This window comes from Arenibacter antarcticus (assembly GCF_041320605.1).
Taxonomy (GTDB): domain Bacteria; phylum Bacteroidota; class Bacteroidia; order Flavobacteriales; family Flavobacteriaceae; genus Arenibacter; species Arenibacter antarcticus.
In genome coordinates, this window is record NZ_CP166679.1 from 1,480,300 (window position 1) to 1,503,409 (window position 23,110).

17 protein-coding genes and 1 pseudogene are annotated in these 23,110 nt (G+C 39.1%); 9 read left to right on the forward strand and 9 right to left on the reverse strand.

Going from position 1 to position 23,110, the window contains the following annotated elements:
* Window positions 1-2: 2 nt before the first annotated feature.
* From KCTC52924_RS06135 to KCTC52924_RS06150, 4 genes and pseudogenes are all read left to right on the forward strand, one after another.
* Window positions 3-239: pseudogene (locus tag KCTC52924_RS06135) on the forward strand (four helix bundle protein); the annotation flags it as partial.
* A 92-nt stretch (window positions 240-331) separates the two neighbouring features.
* Window positions 332-985, forward strand: a complete 654-nt coding sequence (locus tag KCTC52924_RS06140) for a 3-oxoacid CoA-transferase subunit B (RefSeq protein ID WP_251807522.1) — start codon at window positions 332-334, stop codon at window positions 983-985.
* Window positions 986-1,361: 376 nt separating this feature from the next.
* Entirely contained in the window at window positions 1,362-1,877 is a 516-nt protein-coding gene (locus tag KCTC52924_RS06145; protein WP_251807521.1) for a GNAT family N-acetyltransferase, read from the forward strand.
* Between the two features lie 218 nt (window positions 1,878-2,095).
* Entirely contained in the window at window positions 2,096-4,840 is a 2,745-nt protein-coding gene (locus KCTC52924_RS06150) for an outer membrane beta-barrel protein (RefSeq protein ID WP_251807520.1), read from the forward strand.
* A 129-nt stretch (window positions 4,841-4,969) separates the two neighbouring features.
* On the opposite strand, the gene KCTC52924_RS06155 is transcribed toward KCTC52924_RS06150, so the two are convergent.
* The 6 genes from KCTC52924_RS06155 to KCTC52924_RS06180 form a co-directional block, all read right to left on the reverse strand.
* Entirely contained in the window at window positions 4,970-6,127 is a 1,158-nt protein-coding gene (locus KCTC52924_RS06155; RefSeq protein WP_251807519.1) for a methionine aminotransferase, read from the reverse strand.
* 358 nt (window positions 6,128-6,485) lie between these two features.
* Window positions 6,486-7,232 (reverse strand): succinate dehydrogenase/fumarate reductase iron-sulfur subunit, encoded by a 747-nt coding sequence (locus KCTC52924_RS06160; RefSeq protein WP_251807518.1) that lies wholly within the window; start codon window positions 7,230-7,232, stop codon window positions 6,486-6,488.
* 65 nt (window positions 7,233-7,297) lie between these two features.
* Window positions 7,298-9,313: a fumarate reductase/succinate dehydrogenase flavoprotein subunit gene (locus tag KCTC52924_RS06165; RefSeq protein ID WP_251807517.1), complete on the reverse strand. Its 2,016-nt coding sequence runs from the start codon at window positions 9,311-9,313 to the stop codon at window positions 7,298-7,300.
* A gap of 17 nt (window positions 9,314-9,330) precedes the next feature.
* Window positions 9,331-10,008, reverse strand: coding sequence for a succinate dehydrogenase cytochrome b subunit (locus KCTC52924_RS06170; RefSeq protein ID WP_251807516.1), 678 nt, complete (start codon window positions 10,006-10,008; stop codon window positions 9,331-9,333).
* A 216-nt stretch (window positions 10,009-10,224) separates the two neighbouring features.
* Window positions 10,225-11,853, reverse strand: a complete 1,629-nt coding sequence (locus KCTC52924_RS06175) for a long-chain fatty acid--CoA ligase (RefSeq protein WP_251807515.1) — start codon at window positions 11,851-11,853, stop codon at window positions 10,225-10,227.
* Window positions 11,854-12,139: 286 nt separating this feature from the next.
* Window positions 12,140-13,873, reverse strand: coding sequence for a M28 family peptidase (locus tag KCTC52924_RS06180; RefSeq protein ID WP_251807514.1), 1,734 nt, complete (start codon window positions 13,871-13,873; stop codon window positions 12,140-12,142).
* Window positions 13,874-14,256: 383 nt separating this feature from the next.
* On the opposite strand from KCTC52924_RS06180, the gene KCTC52924_RS06185 reads away from it, so the two are divergent.
* Window positions 14,257-15,555 carry an aminopeptidase P N-terminal domain-containing protein gene (locus tag KCTC52924_RS06185; protein ID WP_251807513.1) on the forward strand — a complete coding sequence of 433 codons (1,299 nt, stop codon included), beginning with the start codon at window positions 14,257-14,259 and terminating at the stop codon, window positions 15,553-15,555.
* Between the two features lie 76 nt (window positions 15,556-15,631).
* On the opposite strand, the gene brnQ is transcribed toward KCTC52924_RS06185, so the two are convergent.
* A complete protein-coding gene (gene brnQ / locus KCTC52924_RS06190; protein WP_251807512.1) occupies window positions 15,632-16,918 on the reverse strand; it encodes a branched-chain amino acid transport system II carrier protein in 1,287 nt (428 codons plus the stop codon).
* A gap of 263 nt (window positions 16,919-17,181) precedes the next feature.
* On the opposite strand from brnQ, the gene KCTC52924_RS06195 reads away from it, so the two are divergent.
* Entirely contained in the window at window positions 17,182-17,433 is a 252-nt protein-coding gene (locus KCTC52924_RS06195; RefSeq protein ID WP_251807511.1) for a hypothetical protein, read from the forward strand.
* A gap of 150 nt (window positions 17,434-17,583) precedes the next feature.
* Here the strand turns inward: KCTC52924_RS06195 and thiL are convergent, their stop codons facing one another.
* Both thiL and KCTC52924_RS06205 read right to left on the reverse strand, forming a co-directional pair.
* Entirely contained in the window at window positions 17,584-18,627 is a 1,044-nt protein-coding gene (thiL, locus tag KCTC52924_RS06200) for a thiamine-phosphate kinase (RefSeq protein ID WP_251807510.1), read from the reverse strand.
* A 290-nt stretch (window positions 18,628-18,917) separates the two neighbouring features.
* Window positions 18,918-20,375, reverse strand: a complete 1,458-nt coding sequence (locus KCTC52924_RS06205; RefSeq protein ID WP_251807509.1) for a Gfo/Idh/MocA family protein — start codon at window positions 20,373-20,375, stop codon at window positions 18,918-18,920.
* A gap of 412 nt (window positions 20,376-20,787) precedes the next feature.
* Between KCTC52924_RS06205 and KCTC52924_RS06210 the strand changes: the two genes are divergently transcribed.
* From KCTC52924_RS06210 to sufB, 3 genes are all read left to right on the forward strand, one after another.
* On the forward strand, window positions 20,788-21,006 hold the full coding sequence (locus tag KCTC52924_RS06210; RefSeq protein ID WP_251807508.1) for a hypothetical protein: 219 nt from the start codon (window positions 20,788-20,790) through the stop codon (window positions 21,004-21,006).
* Between the two features lie 205 nt (window positions 21,007-21,211).
* Complete coding sequence (locus KCTC52924_RS06215; RefSeq protein WP_251807507.1) at window positions 21,212-21,541, forward strand: iron-sulfur cluster assembly accessory protein; 330 nt, start codon at window positions 21,212-21,214, stop codon at window positions 21,539-21,541.
* A 94-nt stretch (window positions 21,542-21,635) separates the two neighbouring features.
* Window positions 21,636-23,081, forward strand: a complete 1,446-nt coding sequence (gene sufB, locus KCTC52924_RS06220) for a Fe-S cluster assembly protein SufB (RefSeq protein ID WP_251807506.1) — start codon at window positions 21,636-21,638, stop codon at window positions 23,079-23,081.
* Window positions 23,082-23,110: the final 29 nt, after the last annotated feature.

The window sequence follows — 23,110 nt, forward strand, 5'->3', positions numbered from 1 at the left end:
AATCCGGAACCAGTATAAGAGCTAATATACATGAAGCCCAAAATGCTGAAAGTCGGGCAGACTTTATTCATAAAATGAAGATCGCAGTAAAGGAATTGGAAGAAACTAAATATTGGCTTATTTTATGTGAAAGGTCTCCATCGTATCCCTTCCACAAACATTTGAAAAAGAATGTCGATGAATTAGGCTTGATAATGTACAAGATTATCAGCACTAGCAAGAAAAATATAAGCTTATAATTGAGGACGCAAACTTAAATAATTATACTATTATTTTATTGATTAATTATTTAATTAACGAATTGATACATTGCTAAATTATTACATTGATTATGTTGGACAAAAACGGGATTGCAAAACGAATAGCTAAGGAAATAAAGGAAGGATACTATGTAAACCTAGGAATTGGGATACCTACTTTAGTGGCCAATTTTGTTAGGGATGATATCAGCGTGGAATTTCAAAGCGAAAATGGCGTATTGGGTATGGGGCCATTTCCCTTTGAAGGGGAAGAGGATGCCGATATCATAAATGCCGGCAAACAAACGATAACTACCTTGCCAGGAGCATCGTTTTTCGACTCGGTAACGAGTTTTGGCATGATTAGGGGGCAGCATGTAGACCTTACCATTTTAGGCGCTATGGAGGTCTCTGAAAATGGGGATATCGCCAATTGGAAAATCCCAGGAAAAATGGTGAAGGGCATGGGAGGGGCTATGGACCTAGTAGCCTCGGCAGAAAATATTATAGTAGCCATGATGCACACCAACCGTCAGGGAGAATCCAAATTATTGAAAAAATGCAGCCTACCTCTCACAGGGGTAGGATGCGTTAAAAAGATAGTAACCAATTTAGCCGTACTGGAGATTGTTCCAAACGGATTTAAACTATTGGAAAGAGCGCCAGGCATAAGCGTAGAAGATATAAAGAAAGCTACCCAAGGGAATTTAATTATTGAAGGGGATATACCAGAAATGGCGATTTAACATTTTTAGAGTGGTACCATTTAGGATATAATACCTATTTTTATGAATTCACAACAATTTGAGTGTATTTTACAACAATTTTTAATACCACTCGTTAGCTTATAGTATATTGTATCATCAACAGTAGTTAAACCCCAAATTTAACAACTACTAAACCTTACTTATTATGGATGCCCAAATGAATCACACACCAGCACAAGAAAAAATTCAGGTTTATCAAAACGATTTTTTTCATGGAATTTTAAGATTGGCAAAAAAATTGTTTATGCTTTAATGCGTAGCCCAAAATTTTAAAAAAAGAGCAATGCCATAGCGCATTGCTCTTTTTTATTTTTACACCTACTCCATAAGTATTATTTTTTAATATAAAAAGTGCATGGAGTTACACGTAACACTTTGTTCCAAAAAAGATTTGGATACCTTGGTCCAATTAGGAAAGCGCACTTTTATAGAAGCGTTTAAAGAAAAAAATAATCCAGACGACTTTAACGAATACTTAGAAACCGCATTTAACCGAGAAGTCTATTCAAGGGAGTTGGAAGAGCGCCTCACCTCCTACTTTTTTATTTATAAAAGTGCCGTAATAGTTGGGTATTTTAAAGTGAACCAAGGGGAATCCCAAACAGATATTAAGGATGATAATGCCATGGAGTTAGAGCGCATCTATGTGCTAAGGAAGTTTCAAGGTCTGGGTATAGGAAAGTGGATTTTGAACCAAGTAATGGAAATGGCTAGGGCCAAGAATAAAAGATATCTATGGCTTGGAGTTTGGGAATACAATGGCAAAGCAATAGAATTTTACCTTAGACACGGATTTGTGAAATTTGGAACACACCCGTATTATATCGGAAAGGACAAGCAAACAGATTGGTTAATGAAGTGTGAGCTTTAAGATAAATATCCTTTGTTTATAGTATGAATAATCGTTGTACTCCATCTCCTTTCCCCTTAGTATTATCAATGATATTCTTTTCCCTAGGTAGCTGGGAGGAGAATTTACTTTTACAATCTTGACATTTTTATTAAAAGAATGGAATAGAATTTAAACCTTTTAATATTAATCGAGTCCAACACTTTAATTATGTTGGTTTGAAACTAAAAAGGCAGGGCTTGAGAACAGTAGTATTTTTTATATTCTTATTGGTAGCGAACAGCATGATGGGTCAAAAATTCATTTTGGAAGGGGTGGTTCAGAATACCGATGAAGATGCCCTAGAAGGGGCAACAGTATTTGTTCAGAACACGAACGACTCTATAACAATGGCTTATGCAATTACCAATAAAAGTGGTGCGTTTTCTATAAGGATCAATGCGGAGAAGCAGCACAAGCTGCTTTTTAAAGTCGCACATTTAGGGTATACCCCTTTCAGCATAGACATTGTGGTCCCAGAGGACGATAAGTTAATTTTGGAGGATATTATTGTAGCTGAACAGATGGAGGAGCTGACCGAGGTATTCTTACTTGGGAAGGCGCCACCGGTATTGATGAAAAAGGATACCGTAGAGTATAATGCTGATAGTTTTAAAACCTTACCCAATGACAAGGTGGAAGATTTGCTAAAAAAACTTCCTGGGATAGAAATAGATTTAGATGGTGTCATTACCCATAATGGGATTGAAATAGAGGCCGTGAATGTTGATGGAATGCGTTTTTTTGGAGAAAAAAACGGAAATATTGCGATTAAAAATTTACCGAGTCTGGTGATCGATAAGGTTCAGGTAACAGATTTTAAATCGGACTTACAAAAATTTACTGGTGAAGAATCGGATTCTGGAACTAAGGAACTCAATCTAAAAATTAAAAAAGGAAAAAATAAAGGCTATTTCGGAGATGTGGCCGGGGGCTATGGTACAGACAAAAAATATCAAGCCAATGCCAACCTTTTTCAGTTGATCGATGGAAAACAATTAGGAGTGATTTCCGGAACCAACAATATAAATATGTCCAAGGGTTTTAATAGCCTGCCCGATACGGATACCAGTAACGGGTATTTGGAATCCGATTTTGTGGGAGCTAATTTTTCTAAAGGAAAATGGAATGAAACACGAATTAATGGCAATTATAGGTACAGTAGTCAAAGTAGGGAAAATGAACAAAAAACAATACGGGACAATTTTTTGCCGGATCTAAACTATACCAGTAATTCTAAAAAAAATAGCAATACCGATTCTGATAGTCACAACGCTAAGCTAGATTTAAAATTTTTATTGGAGCCTAAAAGCAAATCGAGCACTAATAGAGTGCAAATTGCCAATAGTACAGATTTTGATGTGTCCAATTCGGAATCCTTTGACCAAGAGACCACACAATCCAAGGAAAGCAATGGCGATTTAGTAAGCGACTATAGTTCGGCTAACCAAGAGATAAAAGATCAATACAACATTAGTAATAACTTTAATGTAACGCCTAGGATAGGAAATAACCGAGAATATTTTCACTTGGGCCTCACGACCAATATCGGCAAAACCCAATCTAGCGGAAAAAAGTATTCCGAAAATATATTACACAAGAAAAACACGATTAATAAACAAGATCAAATAAGTGAAACAGATAACCTTAACACTAATATAGGGTTAAACACAAGTTGGAATAAGGAATTGTTTACAGGCTTTAGGGTCATTCCAAAATATCGGATCCAAATAGGGAATAGTAGCAATGAAAAGTATGTATATGATTTTAATGACGAAAAAAACGCCTATGACGAATTTAATCAACTTCTAAGCACTGAAAATAACTATTTAACCACCACTGTTAGGCCTTCATTAGGATTTAGGTTCAACTTTAAAAATTTTCGCTTTGACGCGTCTGGAGGTCACACCAATACCTATAGAAAATACGTAGATAAAATTATTGAGGAACGTAATTTTAAGACCGACTTTAATTTTCTGACCTACTCGGGAAGAATTAGGTATAGCGACCCCAACGGATACAAAAACATTAATCTAAACTACGATCAAAATGTAGATTTACCTTCTATAGGCCAATTGCAGCCCGTCCCTAACGTAAACAACCAATTGCATATCCGCACAGGGAACCCCTTATTACAACCCGAGGTAAACCACAATCTGCACTTTCAATATCAAAATAATCTAGCCTTTAATAACATCAATATCACCGGAAGTGCTGCAGCCGCATTTGTTAATGACAAAATTATCAATAGCACCTTTACCGATGAGGACCTCATAAAACATACTACGTATACCAATATTCAAGGCGATTATTCTTTCAATGGTAATACGGCCATCACCAAAACCTATTTTAGTCAGAATACCAATATGAATATCAACCTAAGACTTCATGGAAGTTTTAGGAACAACTTATCGCTACAGAACAATGTTAAACTTACCGCCCAATCGTCTGTGCTTAGCCCTTCACTATCTTTCCGGTATGCTTACGACAAGAAAGTGGATTTTAACGTTTCATACAGCTATAGGTTAAACAAGACTATTTACGATGTGGATATGTATGACGACAATGCTTACTTTGTACAAAATCTCCAGTTAAATACGTCTATTTATTTCTTTAAAGATGCCTTTTTAACCAATAAGGTTTCCTATCGCTATAACAGCAGGGTAGGTGACGCCTTTGACGGGGATGCTGTTTTTTGGAACGCCGGCCTAGGGATGCAACTCATGGAAGGCAAAGGAACCCTCACTTTGGTTGGTTATGATATTTTAGGCAAGAACAATGGGTACGTAAGGACCATTTCTGAAGCCTTTATACAAGATTCTGAAAGCAAAATATTAGAGCAATATTTTATGCTTACTTTCAGTTATAAATTTGGGCGGTTTGCTGGGCAACGGATGAATATGAACCCTGGTTCTAGGTCAGAAATGCGACGAATAAGATCTTAAAATCAATACACTTGCTTTTTGTAGTTGATTTAGTATACTGTTAGGCGCTGATACCCCCTACTTATATGGTTAAACTTATGCAAATGGCCTGACTGATGAGTTAGGACCTTTAACACCTATGTGACTTCGCTATAGCTTGCACAGAATTTCTACCGCTTTCTCCAAAGTTGCCTCAGTCTTGGCAAAACAAAATCGCAAGAGCTTGTTGTCTACTCCCTTGGTATTAAAACTAGAGATGGGAATACTGGCAATTTTATGTTCCCGCACCAATCTTTCGGCAAACACCTCATCGGGATCCTGGGAGATACCACTATAGTCCAACAATTGAAAGTAAGTACCCTGACATGGTTTTATTTTGAATTTGGAAGCTTCTAGGCCATGGAGAAAAGCATCCCGTTTGTCTTGATAAAAATCGTTTAATCCTAAATAGTGTTCAGGTTCTTTCAAATAGATTGCCAGCGCCTTTTGCACCGCATGGTTCGCGCAAAACACATTAAATTGATGGACTTTTCGAAACTCGCGCATTAAGGCTGTCGGACCAACACAATAACCCATTTTCCAACCGGTAATGTGAAAGGTTTTCCCAAACGATCCACAAATAAAAGTACGTTGGCCTAGGTCATCATATTTGGCGGCACTATTATGTAATTTCCCATCAAACACAATGTGTTCATAAACCTCATCGCTAATGACTACAATATCTGTTTCTTTTAAACTTTTTTGCAATTGCAACATATCGGTCTCCGAGAAAATAGTCCCGCTAGGGTTATGTGGCGTATTTATAATAACCATCTTAGTCCTAGGGGTTAGTTTAGAGCGGAATTCCTTCCAATTCACCTTGAAATCGGAATTGTCTAATTGGATGGGCACTACTATACCTCCGTTTACCTCAATAGCCGGCTCATAACAATCATAAGCGGGTTTCAGTACTACAACCTCATCCCCACTTCCAATAAAGGCTGTAATGATGGTGAAAATAGCCTGGGTGGCACCAACGGTCACTGTTACATCGGTATCTGGATCATAGCTTCTGCCATATAATTCTTCCATCTTTTGGGCAATGCCTTCCCGAAGCGCCATTAACCCCGCCATTGGGGCATATTGGTTATATCCCTCCTTCATGGCCTTGGTTACCAGATTAATCAGCTCGGGGTCTGGCTCAAAGTTGGGAAATCCCTGGGAGAGATTTAAGGCATTGTGTTCTAGCGCCAATTGCCCCATTGTTGTGAAAATGGTAGTCTTTACATTGGGCAGTTTGGAGGAGAATTTATTTTTATTTTGGAACATGGGTTGCTATTAGAATACTAAATTAAGCATATTGCAATTGAAGATGGGATATTACCCTGCCCAAAACCTACCTATATATCTTTTTAATTTCACTTTTCCAAAAACGGAATACGGTATATCCCAAAGATTGAACTCTCCCATTTACTTCTTGATCTCTCTGACTATCTTTTAGATATTCTTAAAGAAAATTAAGGTAAAACTATTGACCTCTAAAACAGCAAAACACTATTAAAGGTTAAGTTCAAATACCTTAAAGAATTAGGTAATAGTTAGTTAGAAATGTCCTATTGAAACAAAAAATCCTAAGTGCCGAACAATGGCGCTTAGGATTATGTGTTATTTATGTACAGACTGGGTTTTACCCCTTTACGCTAGCCTTAAAATACTCTCGATTTAGTCGTGCAATATTCTCCAAGGAGATGCCCTTAGGACACTCCACTTCACAGGCGCCGGTATTGGTACAGTTACCAAAACCTTCCAAGTCCATTTGTGCCACCATATTCTTAACCCGGTCTACAGCTTCTACCTGACCTTGAGGCAACAAGGCATACTGGGATACTTTGGCCCCAACGAACAACATGGCCGAGGAGTTTTTACAACTGGCCACACAGGCACCACAACCAATACAGGTAGCAGAATCCATAGCCATATCGGCAGCGTGCTTGTCGATAGGGATAGCGTTGGCATCCTGAGTATTTCCCGAGGTATTTACCGAAATAAAACCACCTGCTTGTTGAATTCTTTCAAAAGAACTACGATCAACCACCAAATCCTTAATCACTGGAAATGCCTTGGCCCTAAACGGCTCAATGGTTATGGTGTCACCATCTTTAAACATACGCATATGCAACTGACAGGTTGTAACACCCCTATCTGGACCATGGGCTTCCCCATTGATGTACATAGAGCACATACCACAGATTCCTTCCCTACAGTCATGATCAAAAGCAACTGGTTCCTCCCCTTTATTGATGAGTTGTTCGTTTAAAACATCCATCATTTCCAAAAAAGACATGTTCTCCGAAATTTCGGTCACCTGGTAGTCCACCATTTTTCCTTTGTCCTTCGGTCCCTTTTGTCTCCAAATTTTTAATGTAAGATTCATATTTTAAGTATTGAGTAATGAGTACTAAGTAATGAGATATCTCATTACTAAGATCTCAATACTATTTATTTATAACTTCTTTGTTTCAACTCTATATCATTAAACTCCAATTCCTCCTTGTGCAAAACGGCGTCTGAGGGCTCTCCCTTGTATTCCCAAGCGGCAACAAATGCATATTCCGCATCGTTACGTTTGGCTTCTCCTTTTTGCTCTCCATCCAGTTCTGTAGATTCTTCCCTAAAATGTCCACCACAGGATTCCTCCCGCATCAGGGCATCTTTAGCAAATAACTCTCCTAGTTCCAAGAAATCTGCCACACGACCTGCTTTCTCTAACTCAGGATTCATTTCATTGGCACTGCCCGGTACTTTCACTTCTTTATAGAATTCTTCGCGAATGGCTTTGATTTCTACTATGGCCTGCTTTAAGTCTGCTGCATTTCTAGACATACCACATTTATCCCACATAATCTTGCCTAATTTCTTGTGGTAATAATCCACGGAATGGGTTCCCTTATTATTGATAAAGAAGTTGATTTTATCCGTTACCTCTTTTTCCGCAGCATCAAATTCTGGGGTATTCGTAGGTATTTTTCCGGTTCTAATTTCGTGGGAAAGGTAGTCCCCAATAGTATAGGGAAGTACAAAATATCCATCGGCCAAGCCTTGCATCAATGCAGATGCACCTAAACGGTTGGCGCCGTGATCGGAGAAGTTTGCCTCTCCAATACAGTACAAGCCTTCCACAGTGGTCATAAGATTGTAATCTACCCAAACTCCACCCATCGTATAGTGGGTAGCAGGATAGATCATCATTGGGGTCTTGTATGGATCTTGATCTACGATTTTCTCATACATCTGGAAAAGGTTTCCGTATTTTTCTTCCACTACAGCTTCGCCCAATTGGGTTATCTTTTCTTTAGAAGGATTAAGGACACCATGAATTTTGGCTTGTTCCAAACCATATCGTTCTATAGCTGATTTAAAGTCCAAATAAACCGCCTCCCCTGTTGCATTAACGCCATATCCGGCATCACATCTTTCTTTGGCTGCCCTAGATGCAACATCTCGCGGCACTAGGTTTCCAAAAGCAGGATATCTCCGCTCCAAATAATAATCTCTTTCATCCTCGCTTAAGTCGGTCGGCAATTTCTTTCCTTCCCTTATGGCCATTACATCTTCCATATTCTTGGGTACCCATATCCTACCATCGTTACGCAGGGATTCTGACATCAATGTTAATTTGGATTGATAGTCGCCTGAACGGGGAATACAGGTAGGGTGAATTTGGGTATAACAAGGATTCGCAAAAAACGCTCCTTTTTTATGTATTTTCCATGCGGCGGTAGCGTTAGAACCCATGGCGTTAGTAGATAGGAAATACACATTTCCGTATCCTCCCGATGCAATTACCACAGCATGTGCAGAGTGACGTTCAATTTCACCAGTAACCAAGTTTCTGGCAATAATTCCTCTTGCCTTACCATCTACCTTAACAACGTCCAACATTTCATGTCGGTTGTACATCTCTATCTTTCCTCTCGCAATCTGCCTGTTCATGGCAGAATAGGCTCCTAACAACAATTGCTGTCCCGTTTGTCCTTTTGCATAAAAGGTACGGGAAACCAGTACTCCACCAAAAGAACGGTTGTCCAGTAGACCACCATAATCACGTGCAAAAGGCACGCCCTGCGCAACACATTGGTCAATGATATTGGCCGATACCTCAGCCAAACGATAAACGTTTGCCTCTCGTGACCTATAATCGCCTCCTTTTACGGTATCGTAGAATAATCGATAGGTAGAATCCCCATCACCTTGATAATTTTTAGCGGCATTAATCCCTCCTTGGGCCGCAATAGAGTGTGCCCTTCGTGGTGAATCCTGATAGCAGAATGCCTTCACCTTATATCCTAATTCCGCCAAGGTTGCCGCAGCAGAACCTCCAGCCAAACCGGTCCCTACCACAATAACATCTATAGAGCGTTTGTTAGCGGGATTTACTAAATTTATTTTATCCTTATAGGTCGTCCATTTATCCTTTAATGGGCCTTTTGGTACTTTAGAATCCAATACAGACATAGATTTGTAGTATTATATTAATGGTTGAAATGGTGGAAAAGCGCAATAAAAATAAATCCTAACGGAATTAATACGGCATATGCCTTTCCAAACCCTTTTAATCCTTTTACGTATTTATTATTGGCGCCAACGGATTGAAATGCAGAACTAAATCCGTGTAGCAAGTGCAAGGAAAGAAAAATAAATCCTACACAGTAAAGTGCAACTCTCCAAATAGGGACAAATTTATGGGTAAGTTCTTCATAGTACCTATACCCTTCCCCATTGGCCAGCAATCCGGACATATCCCCTTGGATAAATTTGGTATTGATTTCTGGAAACCAGAAATCCAAAAAGTGAATTACTAAGAATACTAGGATAAATCCGCCGCTCCAAATCATATTCCTGCTCATCCAAGTAGAATTGGCAGCTCCATTGTTTTGAGCATATTTAACTGCACGGGCATTTCTATTTCTAATTTCTAAAATAAAACCCATCACGAAATGAAACACTACCCCAAAAAGCAATACCGGCTGTAATCCGTATTGAACTAAGGGATTGGTACCCATAAAATGGGAGGTTTCATTAAATACATCCGGACTAAATACGGAAAGAAGGTTTATGGCAAAATGTTGAACAATAAAGAACATTAAGAAAAAAGCCGAGAGCGCCATGGCGTACTTTCTGCCAATTGAAGAGTTAAAAAATCCACTCATTTGTTAGTTGTTTTGGTTACAAATCTAATCCACAATGCAGTTATGAACAAACTTTGTTTAATTTATGTACCATATTTAGAACGAATTTAAAGAATCCGATATTTAAGAGTATTCCGAACTGTTAAAATCAAAGTCCTTTCAAGATTTCGTTTGTCCCAAAGTTAAGGATGTAATTTAAATATATAATATTTTCCTAAGCCTGAAAACCACCGATTCCTAGTGTAATTTTCCATCTGCGAATCGCCTTCTAAGTTCCTTTTTATCAAATTTCCCAACGCTGGTTTTAGGCACTTCGTCTATAAAAATATAATCCTGCGGAATTTGATATTTGGCAAAGTCTCTAGCTAGAAAGTCGACCAACTCCCTCTCTGTCAAAGAATCTTCGGTAGTTTTCAGAACAATTGTAGCCAAGGGCCGTTCTACCCATCTTTTGTCTGGAATAGCAATAACGGCAGCCTCCTTTATTTTGGGATGGGACACCAAAGCATTTTCCAGGGCCACGCTGGAAATCCATTCCCCACCACTTTTAATCAGGTCTTTTTTTCGATCTGTAATCTGCATATAGCCATCCGGGTCAATTGTGCCCACATCCCCCGTTTTAAACCAACCATCACTGGTGAAGCTATCCAGTTCATCGCTTTTAAAGTAAGATCTAATTACCCATGCGCCTCTAACTTCTATCTCGCCCATGGTTAATCCATCCCGTGGAGCTATAGTTCCATCCTCTTTTACTACTCTTAATTCTACTCCGGGAAATTCTATACCTTGTTTCCCTCTAATTTTAAGTTTATCCTCATCGGCCATCGAATTGTGTTTAGACTGTAGTCTACTTAAGGTTCCAAGAGGGGAGGTTTCCGTCATCCCCCATGCGTGCACTCCCTTGATCCCAAAATCCTTTTCAAAACTCGCAATTAAGCTAATGGGCAATGCCGAACCTCCAACATGGTATTCTTCCAACAACAAACCTTCTTTTGGAGGATTTCTCTTTAAAGCTTCATAAACACCCATCCAAATAGTGGGAACTCCATTTGCCTTATTTACTTTTTCTTCCACTAGTATTTTAATAATGCCCTCTGGGGTTAAATTGGAAGAGGGCATCACCATATTGGCACCTGCCATTAGACACATATAGGGTGCTCCCCAAGCCATCACATGAAACTGTGGAACGATCAATAAAAGGGTATCCTCATTACTGATGTTTGCGGCGTTCGGGCCTAATATGGTCAAGGCATGGAGATAGGTGGAGCGGTGGGAGTACAATGCACCTTTCGGGACTCCTGTGGTACCGCTTGTATAACATAGCCCACAAGCATCGTTTTCATCCAAATCTGGCCATGGAAACTCCGAGGATTGATCTGCCAACAAGTCTTCATAATCGATATAATTAGGCAGAGTGGTGCTAAATCCTTTTGGGGCGTTGATCACTATAAAGTTAATTACCTTCCCTAGTTTTGGCAAAATCCTTTCCAAGAGGGGCACTAGGCTTGCATCTACGAAAATAACCGTATCCCCTGCATGATTAATAACATAATCCAAGTCCTTAGGAGATAATCTAATGTTTATGGTATGGCAAATAGCGCCCATTCCAGGAATTCCATAATACAGCTCCAAATGTTGGTAGTGGTTCCAAGCAAAGGTTCCCACCATATCCCCCTTCTTGATACCTAATTTTTTGGTGAGGGCATTGGCCAGTTTATTACACCTTGTATAGAGATCGCTAAAACTATACTCATGCCTACTCCCATCTGGCAAAATACTGACCACCTTTTTATGATGGAATGTTCTGTTACCAAATTCCAAAATAGTGTTGGTGGTTAATGGGTAATCCATTATTAGTGCTCTCATAAAAAAATGGTTTAGGATACTTTTGGCCCCATTAAGGTAAGAAATTAATTGGAGTATACAGTGTTCTTAACCGTTTACACTACGGTTTTAAAAATGGACTTTAAGACCCACATAGTATCAGTTACGTACTGTACCTTAGCCAAATACATAAAGGGAGATGATTTTTAATCATCAACTAATTTTAGGGAGGACCCCCCGAGTAGAAGTGCAAAGCCCCATAATGCATAGGTAAAAAAATTGTTGACCTACTAAAGTGGCAACTCACCTAAAATATGGTAGGATCCAGCTATCCCTGCTTCTTTTTTAATTCGGATATAAATGTGGCAGACTGCATTTCTATAATAGATCGTGCCAATAAAATTGCTTTGTCTACCATGGCCGTGTTCTCCGGGTTAACCAAATCCCTAGTGGTTTCAATGGTTTTTAAGTACCAATCTGCCCAAGCTTGCACAATCTTTCCTTCATTTTCCGGAGATGCACCATTTTTAATGGCACTTTCACTCAATAGAAATTCGGCTGCCAAACGATTGGCTGTAGCATCCTTTATGAGCTCAATGATATCCAATGCCGTGTAACTGTCACCATTAACAAGAGTAAGAGCACTGGCTAAAGCGGCTGTACTCACATTTCTCAAGGTTTCTTGGGACACTTTGTCCATAGTATCCTGATCGGTATGATAAAATTGATCGGTAAAATGCCAGAGCAATAAGCCTGGAATATTGGCTTTTAAGAATGGGGTGTGGTCACTTCCGCCTTCAAACGGATTGGTTTTCACTTCCCATTGGGCAAACTTGCCTTGATTTTTAAAATTATGGTAGATATAATCGTTTAAATAGTGCGGTTTCATATCCTCTAGACTAAGCACACTTCCTCCCCATTCCGAATGTTCATCGGTTCCCCGTGTCCAAATAGCACTGGGATCCGGCATTTTTTCAATTAGGAAGGACCCTCCTGTCTTATCAGTATTCTCGCCTACCATATCCAAACTAATGCCCCATTTTATTGATTTGGCCCTTCCTTCATCATCCGTAATATATCGATTGGTTGATATTATTTCATCCCCCCAAAGAAAAGTAATACTCCTATAAGCATTTATGGTTTCGGAGGCTATCAGTTTAGCCGTGGTTATCGCCATTTCCAATTGTGCCCCTACTCCCGAGGCATTGTCATTGGCTCCTGGCTCTTGCACATGAGCGCTAAAAACAAGTCGCTCTTCCGGCATTTCAGATCCTCTTACATCAGCAACCAAGGTTAATTCTTCCGAAGGGTATATCTTGGTGACTACTTTCACCGTAGCCTTTACCCTTCCTTTTTCCATAGCGGATTTTAAATTTTCTTTGGCTTCGTAGGATAGGGCAATAGCCCATTTATTCTCAGGATGATGCGAAAGACTTCGAAACTGAATTGAAGTGGTATTAATTTCTGGCAGTAAATAAGCAGGATTGTTGTAACTAAATAACCCCAATGCCCCATTATTCAAAACTCCTTCCTTATATATTTCCGATGCTCGGTTAGAATCGGTGAAAATTATCCTTCCTTGAACTGAGCTGGTTTTTAAGGCTTCCAAGTCCTTTATATATACCACTTCTCCTGCAACACCGTTTTTTGGAGTGGAAACCGAGTTTAGGTAGACCATATTGCGATTTGTAGCATAAGTAAGCAATGGAGAACCAGCTCCATTTAGACTAATTTCGGCATCTATAGGTTCCCAAGTGGGATGCTTCAAAGGTCTTTTCTCTATCCTATACGTAAATCGATCTAAATTCGTTGCTTTTGCTTCCAGAACATAGCCAGCAGTTTCCAATTCTGCCGCCACTTTATAAATACTTTTATCAAAGCCATTGTTCCCCACCACTCTCCAGAATTGGGACACAAAGGAAGTGGTCTGAAAGGCTTTTTCCCCAGTAATGTTCTTTCGTAATATTTCAAAATAATCCTCGGTAGTGATTGCCGAAACTTTTTCTTGGGACCAACCCAGATCCATAAATGAGAAAAAGAGAAATACTAAGTTTTTTGTCATATCGAAATTTAGAATTTATAAGGAAATGCGCTGCTTTTACACGCCGTTTATTACAGGTTGCAAAAAAAGATCTCCTTAAAGTTTAGCTTCTGACTCACCTGAAGCAGGATCGTCGAAAAACACCTCAACTCCGCTTTGCACGGGTCTTTAGATTGCAGCGCGAAGATACGCTATTTTGAAATTTTGATCGAGGAAAGAATCGCTTTTAAAATGATTTCTGCTTAATTGGCATTATGCATATCCTATTTCTTAAATTTGCATACACTATTAAAAACTGATGCATAATGAGGGCTGCTGCACTTTTTGGTTCGGAATATTGGAAACAAATCTCCTTACCCCAATAGACTGCAGGCGAGTCGCTATGCCCAAAAAAAAAACAACACATGAAGTACGAGCAAATTCCACAGCAATTATTTGTGAAAAATCGCAAGAAGTTTATGGCTCAAATGAAGCCTAAGAGCATTGCAGTATTCAATTCCAATGATATTTACCCTATAGGTGCTGATAGCACTATGCCATTTGAACAGGATAGAGACCTTTTTTATCTCAGTGGTGCGGATCAGGAAGAAACTATTTTATTGCTTTTCCCAGAAGCTCACGATAAAAAGCACCGCGAGGTACTGTTTGTAAGGGAAACCAATGCGCACATAGCAGTTTGGGAAGGCGCAAAATTAACCAAAGAAAAAGCCACTGAGGTCTCTGGAATAGAAACCATATATTGGTTGAGCGATTTTGATAAGGTATTTTTTGATCTTATGACCGAAGTAGACACGGTTTACTTCAATACCAATGAGCACTATAGGCAAGCTGTTGAGACCCAAACTAGGGAAGACAGATTTATAGCAAAATGCAAGCAGGATTTTCCTGCGCACCAATGGGCAAAGAGCAGTCCAATTTTACAGGAAATCCGTGGAATTAAGGAGCCTGAAGAAATTGCCCTGCTACAAACGGCCTGTAATATTACCGAAAAAGGTTTTAGACGCTTATTATCTTTTGTGAAGCCAGGGGTTTTGGAGTATGAAATTGAGGCGGAGTTATTGCATGAATTTATCCGAAACCGATCTAAAGGATTCGCCTACACCCCAATTATCGCTTCGGGGAACAATGCCAATGTACTACATTATGTAGAAAACAATCTAGAGTGCAAGGACGGTGATATGTTGTTGATGGATGTCGCTGCCGAATATGCCAATTACTCTAGCGACTTAACCCGTACCATTCCCGTAAATGGCAGGTTTTCCCCAAGACAAAAAGAAGTCTATGAGGCGGTACTAAGGGTGAAAAATGATGCCACAGCCATGTTGGTCCCCGGAACCATGTGGGCAGAATACCATAAGGAAGTCGGTCTGTTAATGACCTCAGAACTCTTGGGATTAGGATTGTTAGATAAGGCCGATGTACAAAACGAAAACAAAGACTGGCCAGCCTATAAAAAGTATTTTATGCATGGCACCAGCCATCATATTGGACTTAATACCCACGACTATGGGGCTTTAAAAACACCTATGAAGGCCAATATGGTGTTTACGGTAGAACCAGGAATCTATATCCCAGAAGAAAAAATGGGAATTAGATTGGAAGACGATGTAGTAATCCAGGAAACGGGAGCACCATTTAATTTAATGGCCAATATCCCTATAGAAGTAGCGGAAATTGAGGAGCTGATGAATACCAAGGCGTAATTCATATGCTAAATCTTATACCTTAAAAAGAGCTGGATGTATCCAGCTCTTTTTTTATGGACATACATCAGCCCGATTAAGGAAGTTTTTTAGCGGTCTTGGAATCCTTATTGGCATTGGCAATGGCAAAAGCAATAACCGATGGTAATATCCATCCTAATTGATACCTACTCAGAGGAATCCATCCAAAGATTTCCTTATTAAGGGGCAAAAACTCCAAACTCCCTAAGAAATCAGGAATACTGAAAAGAATAGTAGTCAAAACCACTACCTTAAAAACCTTGGGAGTGGCCAATCGTTCCGGGACTACGTTTAGGAGTATCAATACTATGGTTATGGGATAAATAAACATAAGCGCTGGCAATGCCACCGTAATGATATAGGCAACATTAAACTGCCCCATTAATATCCCAAGAACACACCCCACAATAGCGGTGTACAAATAGGCGTTCCTATAATGGGAATAATGCGACTTAATAAAATCGGCCGTACCTGTGACGATTCCCACTGCGGTGGTAAAACAAGCCAAGCTTACCAGAATGCTGAGGAAGATATTAGCAGTATTGCCCAAGGTAACTTTACTTATCCCGGTCAGCAACTCAGTTCTACTGATCTCCGAATCAAAATTAGCTTGGTTTAGTGCTCCCGTGAGTATCAATCCTGCATAGATCAGAAAAAGGGCGAGGCCTGCTAACCAACCTGATTTGCGAATCAGTCCCTTTTTAGCCTCATAAGGGGCTTTTGTTTTTAGATTGATGGAAACAATGATTACACCCCCAACTACTACGGCACCAATAGCATCAAAAGTCTGATAGCCTTCCAAAATACCAGTGCTAAACGGATTTTCTAAAGTACCGCCCCTAAAACTAAAATCCAGATCAAATATTGTGAGCCCAATAATGGACAGTAAAATAATAATGATTGCTGGGGTAAGAATCTTACCCAGAATATCCAGTAATTTGGATCGATTCATGACAAAAATAAATACTAGGGAGAAATAAAGAATACTGGTAGTGAGGGATGAGATGTTAAAAAATGGGGCAACGGCAATTTCATGGGTAACCGATGCAGTACGGGGCGAAGGCAAGCTAATAGAAATGGCGTAAACGGAGAGCGCGTATACCAAGCCAAATCTTGGGGAAACCTTTTTTCCAAAATCGAAAATAGTCCCTTGCAATTTTGCATGGGCCAATATGCCTAATACAGGAACCAAAACGGCCGAAGTGGCAAAGCCCAAGGTAACCAACCACCACATATTTCCGGAATTGAAACCCAATAATGGGGGCAAAATCAAGTTACCAGCTCCAAAAAAAAGGGAAAAGAGGGCAAAGGTGGTGATCAAAGTTTCTTTGTTCCTTAACATACCGACAAATTTCGGCGAAAGATAGGATAAAAACCACTTAGTATTAATTACCAATTATGAACCAAAATAATGCCGTTCATCGAAAAAATAAGAATTTACTATAATAAACAACAAGAAATACAGGCGTTATCCAATAAAAAGCAAATGTTCCCGTTAGAGAATTATAGCTTATTTGAAGAAATACCTTAACCAAACAACCAAAACATTTAATTTTTGTATTTTCGGTATCCACACCTTACTGAAGCCAACTAAAAACTCGAATTATGAAGAAAGTAATCACAAACTACGGAACAAAACTGTGCTCCATTTGCTGCAGTATTTTCGGCCATCATTTCATAATCTCCAAAAATATAACATTGCATATTAAGGAGTATAAATGTGTTCATTGCTATAAAGAGGTAACCACGGATGTGAGCGGAAACCTTTCCGAATTGACTCCGGAATTACAGGACATTAACGACACACTGCAACACATCTATAACAAAAGACAAAGCGCAGACCACCAGGTCGCCTAATCTCTCTTGAAAAGGGTTATTATGTAATCGTTTTAAGGGTAGAAGTATGATAATTGTTCCTGAAGATTGTAAGAGTGATCTTTGTTTCAACTGTTTTACACCCCACTACAGAAAAATGGAATCGCCTTCAATTTTCGGGAATCATTTTAATTAAGAAAATGAATTCCATCCCTGAGCTTTAATCGGGATTTTGGTGTTGCTACGTGAAATTAGATTGGCCCCTTCATTTTGGTCCGTCATATGTCCTATTACTGTAAAATTCGGATTCCCTTTAATTTTAGAAAAATCTTTTTGATCGATTGTAAACAGTTGTTCGTAATCTTCACCGCCACTCAAAGCGACCAAAGTGCTGTCCATTTTAAACTCTTCACATGCAGCGATCACTGTTGGATCTAATGGAATTTTATCTTCGAACAGATTGCAGCCTACTTGGCTCGCTTTGCATAAATGCAATATCTCTGAAGAAAGTCCATCACTAATATCGATCATCGCAGTGGGCTGAATTTCCAATTGCGATAACAGGCCTTTAATATCTCTACGCGCTTCTGGTTTCAGCTGTCGTTCTATAATATAGGTATATAGAGATAAGTCTGGCTGGCTGTTAGGGTTCACCTTAAAAACTTCCTTTTCTCTTTCCAGAACTTGTAAGCCACAATACGCACCTCCTAAATCCCCAGAAACCACCAAAAGGTCATTGGGCTTGGCGCCATTTCTGTACGTGATATCCGCTTCGTCAGCTTCTCCAATAGCTGTAACACTGATCAACATCCCTCTTGTAGAAGAGGTGGTATCCCCTCCAATAAGGTCTACCTTATATATTTCAGCAGCCAAGGCAACCCCAGCATAAAACTCTTCCAGCGCCTCTAAGGGAAACCTATTGGAAACAGCAATAGAAACCGTAATTTGGGTAGCAATTGCGTTCATAGCATAGATATCCGATAAGTTCACCATAACCGATTTGTACCCCAAATGCTTTAACGGCATATAACTGAGATCAAAATGTACACCCTCTACCAGCATATCCGTAGATACAATGGCTTTCTTTCCGTTAAAATCGAGCACGGCGGCATCATCACCTATCCCCTTTAGAGTTGATTTATGTTGGATCTTAAAATTTTTAGTAAGGTGTTGGATCAGACCAAATTCCCCTAATTCTTCCAAGCTTGTCCTTTCTTGTTTCTTATCTTCTAACATTCTGCAAAAGTAAGGAGTATATTTATTTATTAAACCTTTTGTGCTAAATATTGAAAGGAGAGCAATTATTTTCATTACGTCCTACCCTAGACATTGATCATCTACCAGGAAAAAACACTCCTTAAAGCATAAAAAATTGCAAGAACAGTCGAACACAAAGACCCTATAGGACTCTATCATTAGAACATTTAAAATTCATCCATAAAAGTAGAGGTTGAGTTCTAGGAACTAAAAACGCCAGCCTTTATAAAAAGGACTGGCGTTTCTGTATTATATAGTTACTGTTATTCCTAACCTAGGGAATAGCCTTCTCTGTAATTACGTTTTACATATTTATTAGCGGCATCAAAGTTGGTCACCTTCATATTTTCGGAATCCCACAATAAGCGCTTTCTTCCATAATACTTAGAGCCACCACTCCAAAAGCCTTTGCCTTCTGCCTTTGGATCTTCTTCAAAATAGGCCTTAAGTGCTAAGTTTCCAATTAGGATGCTTTCTGTAAATGGACCAGCATAATCGAATGAAGAACTGGTTTCCGCGTTTCCGTATCCGGCCATACAGGCATTTACCCATTGTAAATAGTGCCCCTCAGGAACCCTCGTTATGGTTTCTTCCACTTCAAATTGTTCGTTCAATGTTAAAGGAAGCAACCTTGGATTGGCTCCGTAACAATCTGCTAATAATTTTCCTTTTGTACCGATAAAAAGTACACCACCATCCCAGTTTCCTAAAGCCTCATCATCACCCATTTCTTCTGGGCGTTCTGGAAGTAGTCCACCGTCCATCCAAGTCACTTTTATTTTTCCTTTGCCATCGGTCCTTGGATAGCTCAGGTGTATTTTACTAGAGTTCGGGAAACTTTTTGGATAATCTGCAGTTTCAAACTTACCTTTAAAGGAATCTGATACGCTACACTCTACCTGGTTGGGGTAAAGAATAGGCAATATTCTGTATACTGGATCCATAATATGGCAGGCCATATCACCTAGGGCTCCAGTACCAAAATCGGACCAGCCTCTCCAATCAAATGGAAGATATGCATCGTTATAATCGCGCATGTCCGCAGTACCCAACCAAAGATCCCAATTGAGCCCTTTTGGTATTTTATCTTTTTTTGTCGGTGTTTGTAATGCTTGTGGCCAAATAGCCCTATTTGTCCAGCATTCAACAGTATGCACTTCTCCTATGATACCTGTGTCGTAAATTTCTTTCATTTTACGCACTCCATCGCCGGAACCACCTTGGTTTCCCATTTGAGTTACGACCTTATATTTTTTGGCTGCTTCGGTAAGCATTCTCGCCTCCCAAATATCATGGGTAAGGGGTTTTTGAACATATACGTGCTTCCCCATTTGCATGGCCTGATAGGCTGCTACTGCATGGTTGTGGTCGGGGGTCGATACAGAAACAGCATCTATATTATTTTTTTCTTTTTCCAACATTTCCCTGAAATCGGCATAGTATTTTGCTTTTGGGAACGATTTTCTGGACTCAATAGCCTGCCTATCATCTACATCACATAAGCCTACGATATTAACATTAGGACTTTGGGCAAAAGAGGAAAGATCACTTTTACCTTTACCACCAACACCAATGCCGGCAATATTCAGCTTATCACTAGGGGCAATAAAACCAGGGCCTCCCAATACGTGTCTTGGCACAATCATAAATCCGGCGGTCGCCAGGCCGGTTCCCTTTATAAAATCTCTTCGGGAATTGTTACTAAATACGGTCTTTTTTTTGGACATAATTTTTCGAAAGTTATCTAATTTTTAAAAACGTCCTGAATTTAAATCAATTTTTTGTAATCGGCATGAAAATGTAAGAATAAATTTTATTAAACCATTAAAGTCGAATTTAAAACCTTATTAGATCCTTATTTCCAGGATAGAATTTCCACACCATCTTTAATCACTATTAGGTATCTTGTAAAGAATTCATTTTTTTTGATCACACATTCAGGTACATTCCTTTTACGATGTAGCTGATAGGCTACCAATTTTCAAAGGATTTATACATTTTATTACCGGGTTAAGACTAAATTTAGAGCTATTAATTCCGAGTCTTTTAGAGTCAAAAATATAAGTAATTGAGGCCAAAGTAAACTATAAACATTCCCTATATTTTTGGTATATTTGCCCAAATTAATTAGGAAATAACATGAAAAAAATTATTGTTGCGTTTTTGGTTTTGGGATTATCTTTTTTTACGATTACTTCTTGTAGGGAAACTAAAGAGAAAACTGTAATTATTGAAAAGGAAGTCGAAAAAGAAGTCGAAAAGACTAAAGGTATCCTTGAAAAAGCAGGAGAGAAAGTAGATAAGAAGGTGAATGATAAAATAGACGATGCTATTGATGAAATTGATAATAAAAAATAGATTTCAGTTCTAATTAACTTCAATAGAATTTTAAAATTGATCATAAAATTGCAATGTGCAAATTTATGATCAATTTTTTTGTTGAGGTAGATTTTCACTATAGAAATAACCAATTCGACAATTCGTTATATTAACGTTTGGAAGTATGGTAAAACCCTTCTTATGTAGTATATTTGTAACCTATTTAGATTAAATCCAATTAAGAATGATTAAAGTATCTGAAACAGCTAAGCAAAGGGTAATGTCCCTAATGGCCGAAGGAGGCTTTGACGCTAGCAAAGATTATGTACGGGTTGGTGTTAAAAGCGGGGGTTGTAGCGGTTTGTCCTATGAGCTTGATTTTGACAAATCAATTGGTGAAACCGATAAACTATTTGAAGATAACTCTGTGCGGATTGTAGTGGACAAAAAGAGCTTTTTGTACCTTGTAGGCACAGTATTGGAATATTCTGGCGGATTGAATGGCAAAGGGTTTGTTTTTAATAATCCAAATGCGCAAAGGACCTGTGGTTGCGGGGAGAGTTTTTCGCTTTAATACAGCAAAAAAAAATATAATAATGTACCAATGTTTGTATTGGATATAAATAATTAGCCAATTGTCACATTGAACAGTTGTTAAATTACGAAGTATGGCATACACTGAAGAAGAATTAAAGAAAGAACTAGAGACCAAGGAGTACGAGTATGGTTTCTATACGGATATTGAATCGGATACCTTTCCAATTGGATTGAGCGAGGAGGTAGTCATCGCAATCTCTAAAAAGAAGGAAGAACCGGAATGGATGACTTTATGGAGGTTAGAATCCTATAAGATCTGGAAGGAAATGGTAGAGCCGGAATGGCCGAACGTAAAATATCCAAAGCCAGATTTTCAGGCAATCTCCTATTATTCGGCACCCAACTCAAAACCAAAATACGACAGTTTGGACGAGGTAGATCCCGAGTTATTGGACACCTTTAAAAGGTTAGGGATTTCATTAGACGAGCAAAAGAAATTGGCAGGTGTTGCCGTGGATATCGTAATGGATTCCGTTTCCGTTGCCACTACCTTTAAAAAGACCCTGGGAGAAAAAGGGATTATATTTTGTTCCATTTCCGAAGCAATTAGGGAGCATCCAGAATTGGTGAAAAAATACTTGGGTACCGTAGTACCGCAGAAAGACAATTTTTATGCAGCCTTGAATTCTGCCGTATTTTCAGACGGATCCTTCTGTTATATTCCAAAAGGAGTCCGTTGTCCTATGGAACTATCCACTTACTTTAGGATCAACCAAGCAGGGACCGGTCAGTTCGAAAGAACTTTGGTAATTGCAGACGAGGATAGCTATGTGAGTTACTTGGAGGGCTGTACGGCTCCTTCTCGTGATGAAAACCAATTGCACGCAGCGGTAGTAGAGCTTATAGCATTGGATGGGTCTGAAATAAAATACTCCACAGTTCAAAACTGGTACCCAGGAAATAAAGAAGGAAAGGGTGGCGTATTTAATTTTGTGACCAAGAGAGGAATCTGCGAGAAGAATGCAAAAATTTCTTGGACGCAGGTAGAGACCGGATCGGCAGTAACTTGGAAATATCCATCCTGTATCTTAAAGGGAGATAATTCCATTGGAGAATTTTACTCCGTTGCTGTGACCAATAATCACCAACAGGCAGATACCGGGACCAAAATGATACATTTAGGAAAAAACACTAAAAGTACCATTATTTCCAAAGGGATCTCTGCCGGAAATTCTCAAAATAGTTACCGAGGTCTGGTACAGATAAGCAGTAGGGCGGAAAATGCCAGAAACTTTTCCCAGTGCGATTCGTTGCTAATGGGGAATGAATGTGGTGCTCATGCCTTTCCCTATATTGAAGTAAAGAATAAATCCGCAATGGTAGAACACGAGGCAACCACCAGTAAAATTGGGGAAGATCAGATTTTCTATTGCAACCAAAGAGGAATAGATACCGAGAAGGCAATCGCTTTAATCGTTAACGGATTTAGCAAAGAAGTATTGAATAAATTACCGATGGAATTTGCGGTGGAAGCCCAAAAATTATTAGAAATAAGCTTGGAAGGATCTGTAGGATAAACATCCGTAGTTGCGAACAAGGAAATATT